Here is a 9,137-nt window from a genome sequence, read left to right on the forward strand (position 1 = left end):
CCCAAACCACTGCGGTTACCCAATCGCATATCTCCCGATAAGCTCTGATAGTCAGGCGCCTCCTTGATACCTACCCATTGGCTGGTGGCCGATAGGCGTACCCGTACGTTGTTCCCTATACCCGCATAGGTGGGCATAATCAAAAATTCACTGTCGGCTAAGTACTGATTCCCCGCAGGTAACTGCAATTCTTGCCCAATCACACTCGGCATGCCTAATAGCACACATATGTATAACGCTAGTTTTTTCATTATTCCTTTTTTATTTCTTTTAGTTGTCAGTGGTCAGTAGTTAGTGGTTAGCCGTTAGTGGTTAGTAGTCTGTGGCTAGTGGTTAGATACTCATCTCTAACCACTAATCACTAACAACTAATCTCTAACAACTAATCTCTATTACCTAAATAGTGTAAAGTGTCCTTTGAACTCTCGTGAGTCGTCTTCTTCACCCAAGGTGATGATATACCAGTAGTCGCCCGTTGGTAAGGCCTTACCATTATAAGTACCATCCCATGTCTCCCCTCGAGAGAGTTCCTTGAGCAAGCGACCATAACGGTCATAGATCTGAGTGAGGATATTTGGATACTGCTGCGTATTGCGTGGCGACCAAGTATCGTTCTCTCCATCTCCGTTTGGTGTGAAGAAGCGTGGTATGTCTATATCTACAAAGTCTACATAGAACACCTGCTCGGCCGTACAGCCCTTGCTGTCTTCGACCTTCGCTTCTATTCGCTTCTTGAGCTTATTGTCGCTCGGATCTACGCCTTCTGGATCTTGTATCCTTACGATATAAGTACCCTCATTGCCCTTATGTACTCCATTGAAGTAGAACACATAATCTGGCACCCCATTCTTTCCTAAGAGTCTAAGCTCATTGAGGCCTGGCGGTGTTGTTGGGTCTTGTATCAAGCTGAGTTTCTCTACCACTGGCACTATCACAGGATTGGTCTCTCCCTCACAAGTGGTGCCTGCCTCTGTGTAATAGAGCTTTATTGCTCTAGGCAAGGACGTCGGTTTCACACTCACATGGTTGCGGTTGATTCTCACCTGTGCTCCCTGTCCGGAACCTGAAGCAAAAGGATAACGGCTGGTGCCTCCATCAAAGGAGTATTGCATCTTGCTGTAATCCACAGTAGCATCATCAAAGGTGATGACCACATTGCCTTCATAGGCATTATCCGTACAACTATCCTCATAGCTGGCTCTTACCTCCAAGTTAGGTGCTGCCGTCAAAGCAAACATATCAGAGGCTCCAGGACACTGCTTGCCGTCAGTGGCTCTTACTCGGTAGTTCACCCCTGGGGTCAAGCCATTGATCGTGTATGGTAACATACTGGCTCTTACATCTGGGTAGGTCTTCACTACCGCATCACTATCTACATCCACTAAGTCTAAAGTATAGACAAACTCTGATGGCGTTCCTGTTGGTGTGCCTCCTACGACATTTATCTTCACATGTCCTAATTCTCCGTAGCATACCAAATTAGATCCATCTACCTTAGTTACCTTTATCTCTGGTGGGTTGGCTATGGTAAATTGTTGTTCCTTGGTACAGTTCCAACGGTCTCTCACTACCAAGGTATAGTTACCCGCTGGCAAGTTAAAGAACTCATTGCTGGTCTGCAACGGACGTATCGCGCCTCTTTCAGAGTGGTACAACTCGTAATAGTAGGTTGTCTTAGGTTGTGCTGCCGTTGGGTCATCATAAGCTCCCCCTCGTGCGTTCTCTATCTTGATATAAGCGTCTTCCGCTCCCTTACATGATACCGTTGGGATCACAGGGTCGTCATAGTCTATTGGATCGGGCTTTATCACATTCTTGACCACTTGAGTGAAGGTCTGGTCACAACCCCATGCGTCTTCTACTCGTATATCAAAGTCGGCTCCTGGTGCATTCGCCCCTGGCACTGCGGTAAAGAGCCAACGGTTATACACCTGTTGGGCTACCTGAGTATAGCTACCTCCATTGCCTGACAAGGTAACCTTATAAGGGGCTACTCCTCCCACTACCTCCACTGAGATTTCTCCTGCTCCCTCTGCACTACAATCATCCGGTACTCTGAGCTTACCTGTTACCGCTATCGGCTGGTCTGCCTGGCGGATTGTAAAGTTCGCCGGTATCTTCGTCTGACAGCCTGTGCTTTGGGAAGTGGCTGTGGCTGTATAAGCACCATAAGGTAAGGTAGCATACACTACCGATGTCTGTCCTACAGGGCCTGTTACTGTTTGCTCAAAAGTAGGATCGGTAATACCCTTTATCTTCACAGTAAAGCCTTTCGTTGCCTGATCTACGCCTCCACTATTGCTCAAATCTAAATCGGCTAAGGTGAAGGTAATCTCTCCTGTGGCGCTACCATAACACTTCACTGGCTTTTGCAAGGTGGCTGTCAAGGAGAACGTATTAGGATCTTGTACCTTATAGGTCTCTCCATAGACCACACAACCTGTTTCCTCATTGGTGGCTACCACACTATAGTTGCCCATAGGCACATCGTCAAAGGTGTGGCTTACACCGGTGGCGCCTGCCGCTACTGTAAGGGTCTTATTCTGGTGAGAGCCATCAGAGATACTCCTTAGCGATAGGCTGATGCGTATATCCTTAGTTGGTGCTGGGGCTAAAGTAGCCGTTACCGTTACCTTTTCTCCCGCATTACATGTGATATCCTGCGCCTCTGCTGAGTCTACTTTCTTCACCTTTACAAATGGATCTATCGCCCTATCGGCTGGGAAGTCTACATCTACCGCTGTACAATCATACTGCGCATCTTCCACTCTCAATTTGTAAGTGCCGCCTTGTTCATCGTCTATACTAAATTCTGGCGCTATCAAGTCAATATTACCCGCCACTGGCGCTCCTGCCTTGAGCAAGGTAAAGCGATATACTCCACTTCCGCCCTCTATAGCGGTGATAGGCAACTTGAGTTTGGCTACCAGCTCTTGGTCTGCACTACACTTGAACTGAGTGACCTCGGACTGATCCATATCTACTTTAAGCTCCTTCACTCCCATGATCTTCACCTCCGTAGTGGTCTTACAGTCATTATTTCCTTTGGCCTCTATCGTATAGATGATACCTCTGGTATGACCATATAAGCCCTTGAAGATGGCCTTGCGTCCTGTAGGATCTACCGTAACCTTATCATTGCTAGTGCTTGGGGTAACATTCTGATAATCACTTGGGATTGTAGCAAAATTTACCGCACTGTCATCATCAGCATAGCGCGCTGACTTTATACTAAAGGTCATCGGAAGCTCACTTCCTGGTGAGGCTAGCAAGGTGGCCACGCCGCCTCCCTTGGTCTGTGCCAAGGCTGGTGTGTCTCCATGGAAGCAGGTGGCATCCGCATAGCTCTGTACCAAGACTACTGGCTGTACCTTCTCACGTATGGTGATGGTTCTGCTAAATGGACAGTTCGCATACTCGCTGTCTACTATCTCTACCCTATACTTACCTGCTTCGGTGATAGGCAAGGTGAAGTTTGTGGTTGTTTTAGTCAGTGGTGTGTCATTGACTACCACTACATCACCTCCTGAGACTTCTCTAAGTAAGCGATAGGTATAGTTATGATTGGTAGCTGGGATATAGTTGGTGATGTCTTTCACCTCTATCTCTCCATTACCTGCTGCTCCTGCCTTACATGTAAGCGGTGTCTTCTGCTCTACATTGAAGGTGAGCTTACCTGCAAACTGGAAGGTATATGGATCGGAGGCACAACCATTCTGATCATAGATTCTGATGTCTCTACTTACATCATTGCCATACACTCTATAGATACGGCCCTGCCACTTATTTGCTTCCACTTGTATCAAACTCAATGGTTGCTTAGCAGTCTCTGGTCTTCCTGTAGGCTTGAAGGTGTAATAGTGCTGACCTGGACCTACCTTATCCATAGTTACCAATACTGTAAACTCAGTGCCCTCTACACAGATGTTCTCTATCTCTGCACTGAGGATATGTGGTGTTTCATCTTTCTTGATGGTTACCTGCTGACTTACCGTACAGTCATTCGCATCACGTACATAGACATACCATGGGTCTCCCGTGGTGGTCCCACTGGTGATCTTCTTAGTGGTGCCCTCAAAGGTCTTATCCAAGATGATCTCACGACTGTTGGAAGTAAATACCTGTGGCTCTGCCCACTGTTGTGCCGAAGGTTCTGTTGCCAAGGTACTTATTGTATAGCGGTAAGGTGGTACCCCTTCGCTAACCTTTATTCGTACCCTTGCTGAGTTATTCGGATTCTCATCACACGAATAGTTACTTATCGGTTCTGCCTCATCCAAATGTAATGGTGTGGCTGACTGATTAACCATAAACTCCTTCGTATTCAAGATACAATTGCTTGCATCTTTTATCACCAAAACATAGTTCTTGCCTTCAGTTAAGGCTGTGGTGGTGGATTGTATGCTTGTCTTGCCTGCCACTACCGCACCACTAGTACCTGAGGCGAGAGGCGAAGGAGGAACGTGTCCTATCCTTGTATCAAACGGATATGGATATACTGCCCAGTTTACAGGGTTTGAAACGCCTGATACCTCGTAATCCAACGCTACACTTCCTCCCGCGCCACACTTGTTAGGTAAGCGGTTGGCCGTAATGGTGGTGCTCGGTGTAGGCGGTGGCGTATCCACTGCCGGCTTGGTTACCGTTGTACAACTATTATACCTAATCATCAGTCTATAAGGTACATTCCTTAGAACTGTTATCTTAAGACGTACTTTTCTATAGGTATCTGGGTTATCTGTCGTTAAAGGTTCAAGTATCTGCGCGGCTGTATAAGGCGGATCTATATACTGCTGTAACGCATTATTAGGCTCTGCCGAATTATACACAGCTACATGCAACTGGCTAGGATCTATGGTGCCTGGTGGATTAGTACCATCCTGTTCCCAGAAGTCTAAGGTGATCTCATCTTCATCACAGCTATTGCCCTGGCGACTTACCTCTTTTACCTTTATATTCGTTCCGCCTATCTCCTGTGCTGGCATTTTTACCATACAGCCTGTGGTTTTATTGACTACGGCTGGATAGTAAGTGCCTTCTTTTAGTCTTATAGTAGCTGTACCTGAAATTTCTGCATTAAAGTCTGCTCTGGCAGGGGTTTCCTGATTGGACAAGTCATAAGCAGTGGCCAAAGAGGTATAAAGATCATCCGTATAGACTGCTATATAGTAATCATCCCGCAAATTAGGATTGTTAAAGCTGATCTTTAGATGTCCTAAAGCAAGTGGCCCACTGGAGCAAGTTGCATTTTTAACCTCATCCATGTTTGCCGTAGGGGCTGGTTTTTCTTTTACCTCCACTACCTTGTGGGTGGTACAACCTTTGGCATCCTTAAGCTCTACATAGTAAAATCCTGCACTTAGACCTCGGCCGTTCTGCTTGTCTGCCGCTACTGCACCTAATTTTGCATGAGAACTATTCGATTCGTAAAGCGTGATTGTATAAGGGGCTACCCCTTTAGTCCTATCTATGGCCTCTTCCATAGGAAGGTATACACTACCATTGAACACTCCTATCACTCCATCAGAGGCTCCTGCACAGGCAATTGTACTGCCTGTAAGCCCTGGAGTGGACAACAACACTGGATCTTCCTTCCTTATTTCTTGGCTAACGGTCTGCTTACAACCATTGGCATCTGTGATTAGGAAGTGGTACATGCCCTCTGTCTTTATCGTTGCCTTATAGGTTACTGTCGTTCCCGCTGCCTCTGTGATCACTACATTGCCGCCGTCATTGTCACTCATAGGATTATAACCTGTTATATCCGATGCTTGACCTCCTCGCTTCCATTGCATGTTATAACTACCGCTTATCTTAGCACCTCCTCTGACCGTTATCGTTACTTCTTCCTGTGGTGTATCACAGCCATAAGCGCCATCGGTGGTGCGACCTACTTCTAAGGCCTCACTGATGTAGACATCCTCTATGTCTGTCTTACAGTTCAAGCGGTCTCTTACTTGTATCTTATAAGGGGTGCCACTTGGCGCTAAGTTATCAAACTCATACTGGGTTGGGTTGCCTGGGTCACTTACCCAAGTGGCGCCTCCGTCCTTGCTGAACTCATAGCCTCCATTGCCATCCTGTACCTCTACTATGATGCTGCCTGTGCCTCCTACACTCAAGCACTTAGTGGCATTGATCGTAGCTGAAACTTCCTTCTTAGCAGGGATCGCCTTGCGCTCTACCGCACTCTCACAGGAGTGGCTGTCTTTTACCTTGAACTCATAAGTGGTATTGTCATCCAAGTCTTTTACCTCGCCCGTATTACCTGTCCACTCTACTGTGGCTGGTGTAAAGCTTGGCATGCCTGTCTTTCTGACCTCTATCACATAAGGGGCGCGTCCGTTCAAGACCTTCACTATCGCACCTGCCTTTTCATATGGACTTCCTGGACAGCCCATAGGAAGCACCTCTATGTTGTCTATCTTGAGCTCTGGTACATCATCTATCACAGCCGTACCATTGGCGTTGATCTCACAGAAGGTGTTATCCGGATGGATCATACGTATCTTCAACGTATGAGTGCCTATAGGGGCTACTATCTCTAACTTATCTGTACCTACCAATGGTGTAGACACAAACGTACCACTGCTTGAGAGGGCATAGCTATATGTGGTGCTTGGCTCTGGATTGAAAAGCTTCACATAGATCTTTCCATCTCCTGCATGACACTTAGGTGGCTCTACCTGTGTGATCGTTGCTGAGAAGGCCTTGCCTGGTACTACCTGTACCGAACGTAACTCACCCTCTTGGCAGCTCTGCGTTGGCTGGCTTACTTGTATGTCGTCCAATCCTACCGCTGCTGTGCCCACTGTTGTCCTTATCCAAAGACGTACCTTGTTGTCATGCGCTACGCCTTCTAACTCTCTGAAAACTACCTCGCCTTCACTCCAACCATCTGACTGGGAAAGAGGGGGTAATTCCTTCTCTATCTCTCGATCGGTATTGTCATTCGTGTCTTTGTACTGCAATACTATCTTCAAGCCTACCCCTTGGGCTAGACCACTCTTTCCTAAGTTGATATATCGCAACTTCACAGAGACACTGCGCGAACGCAATACATTCTCTATGACTTTATCATATATGGTGTTATCAAGAGTCGATGTTCGTACCGCATAATAACGGCCCGTACCCGTCTCACTGCGGTACTCTGTACTGGAGGGCAACTGGCGGGTAACCACATGGGTTCCTACGGTCAACGCGCCCGTAGCCTTGGCCGAACCTATAGTGGCTGGCGCTCCATCACTGTCATCCAAGCGCTCTAAGTCTCCAAAGGTTACCTTATATAACTCATTGATTGATGTTGTACTTGGTTCCTTATAATATACCTGTACCTTGTAGGGGGCTACCCTTCCTGGAAGGCCAGTGTACTGCATCTGATTGTTGGCTCCATTAGGCGCCTGACGTACGCCTCCGTCCAAGCTATACTCATAGGTATAGGTCTTACCCGCTGGTGTGGTAGGGGTGATGGTAAAGCTACCATTGCCTCCACAGTCATAGGTTACCTCACTGGCATCAAGCGCTGGTTTTACCAAGGCTTTCTTGGCCATTACCTCAAAGGTCGCCTCACAGTTCTTGCTGTCTCTGACCACTACCTGTATCTTCGGATTGGCCTGACTACCTCCGTCTACCTTTAGCGTGGTGGCCGCACTGAAACTGGCCGAACTTCCTATGCCCGATGGGGACATAAAGGTATAACCGCCTGAACCGCCCGTTACCCAATTGACATGCAACAAGAACGCTCCATTATTCGCCGCACATGTATTGTCCGATATAACCCCTATCGATGCCTCTATAGGCGCGGGGGATGCTACCTCTATATCGCGCTCTATCTCACAAGGAATGTGGCCTACGCCCGAAAGTAAGTAACTCATCTTTACCTTATACTTGCCCGCCGATAGACCATGGAATTCGCCTGACTGGCTCTCTCGTATACGTTGCAAATTGCCATTGGTGTTATACTTGTACAACTCTATCTTCTGACCTGGCACTACCGTATTTAGGAACTTGGCCACTATACTTCCAGAAGACTGATATGCACAATCTATATCCGTGGCCGTTACACTAACTGCATATTTGGCCGTCTGTCCTATCTCTACCTCATTGGTTACTGCAAAACGGTCATCCTGATCCCTGATCAAAAACTCATACTTGCCCTCTTGCAATATCGTAATCCATTGGTAGAACCTATCTGGCGGCGGCGCAGGGGAGGTCTCATACTGGGTAACAAAGCTCGAAAACTCTGAATCCGGTATGTTCTCAAAGCCATTGCTATACGATGGCTTTACATAAGCACCGTTTATCTTATATATCAAATAACGATAGTTTTTCTGTCCGCCTGATACCGTAAAGAGGAACTTGGCTTGACTACAAGTGTCCTCAGACCACTCCTGGGTGTATTCCACTGTAGCGGTCATCTCTCCTGTCTTTGGTATGGTATAGGTACCTTCAAACTTACATCCCGTAAAGCCTGTCTTGGCCTTTACCGTAATCTTGAAGCTATCACTGGTATCGCCACTCTTCACTTGCAAACCGCCTACCTTTACATAGCGCTTGCCTCTACTATCCACTGGAGCATCTACATTGTTTGCTAATATCTGGTGGTCTGACAAACGCTCTACTGTATAGGTATAGTCTATGCCATCTACATTCATCATCAAGTTCACTACCCCTAAACTCAACGCTGAGTGAGGCGTAGGGGTGCCTTCCAACACGCCTGTAAAGCCTGTGGTGGATACCTCAAAATAATAGTACTTGAAACAACTGCCACTGCCTACCTTCAAGCGGTACTTGCCTACTGTGCTACCGCTTATCGTATAGCTGTTGTCCGTGGAGATCGTTTGCCAACAAGTGTCTCTGACATCAAAACAGTTGCCCCAGGTGTCATTGTTGCAACCATTGGCTTTCTGCCAGGCTACACCTCCCTGATATGCATTGGCTCGCAATACCTTGCTCTCTGAACCACTACAGAACAAGAAATGACTCACCCAACGCTGTTTGGTGACATTGTTCTCTAGATAAGTACAAGTGCCGCCTACATTGCCCGCTTGTATTTTGATTACATCTACCGATGTATCCGTGCTCTCTATCACTCGGATATACTCTGTGGTCGTGCTCTCTACGCCATCACACTGGGC

At 47.2% G+C, this 9,137-nt stretch carries 2 protein-coding genes; both read right to left on the reverse strand.

Features of this window, described 5'->3' with window-relative positions; genetic code table 11:
- A partial coding sequence (locus tag HMPREF9331_RS12740; protein ID WP_016421346.1) for a type IX secretion system membrane protein PorP/SprF occupies nt 1-251 on the reverse strand: 251 nt, incomplete at its 3' end.
- Nucleotides 252-392: 141 nt separating this feature from the next.
- Nucleotides 393-9,092, reverse strand: coding sequence for a T9SS type B sorting domain-containing protein (locus HMPREF9331_RS04880; protein WP_211212267.1), 8,700 nt, complete (start codon nt 9,090-9,092; stop codon nt 393-395).
- Nucleotides 9,093-9,137 lie beyond the last annotated feature (45 nt).

The sequence above is a fragment of the Capnocytophaga granulosa ATCC 51502 genome, assembly GCF_000411115.1.
GTDB lineage: Bacteria > Bacteroidota > Bacteroidia > Flavobacteriales > Flavobacteriaceae > Capnocytophaga > Capnocytophaga granulosa.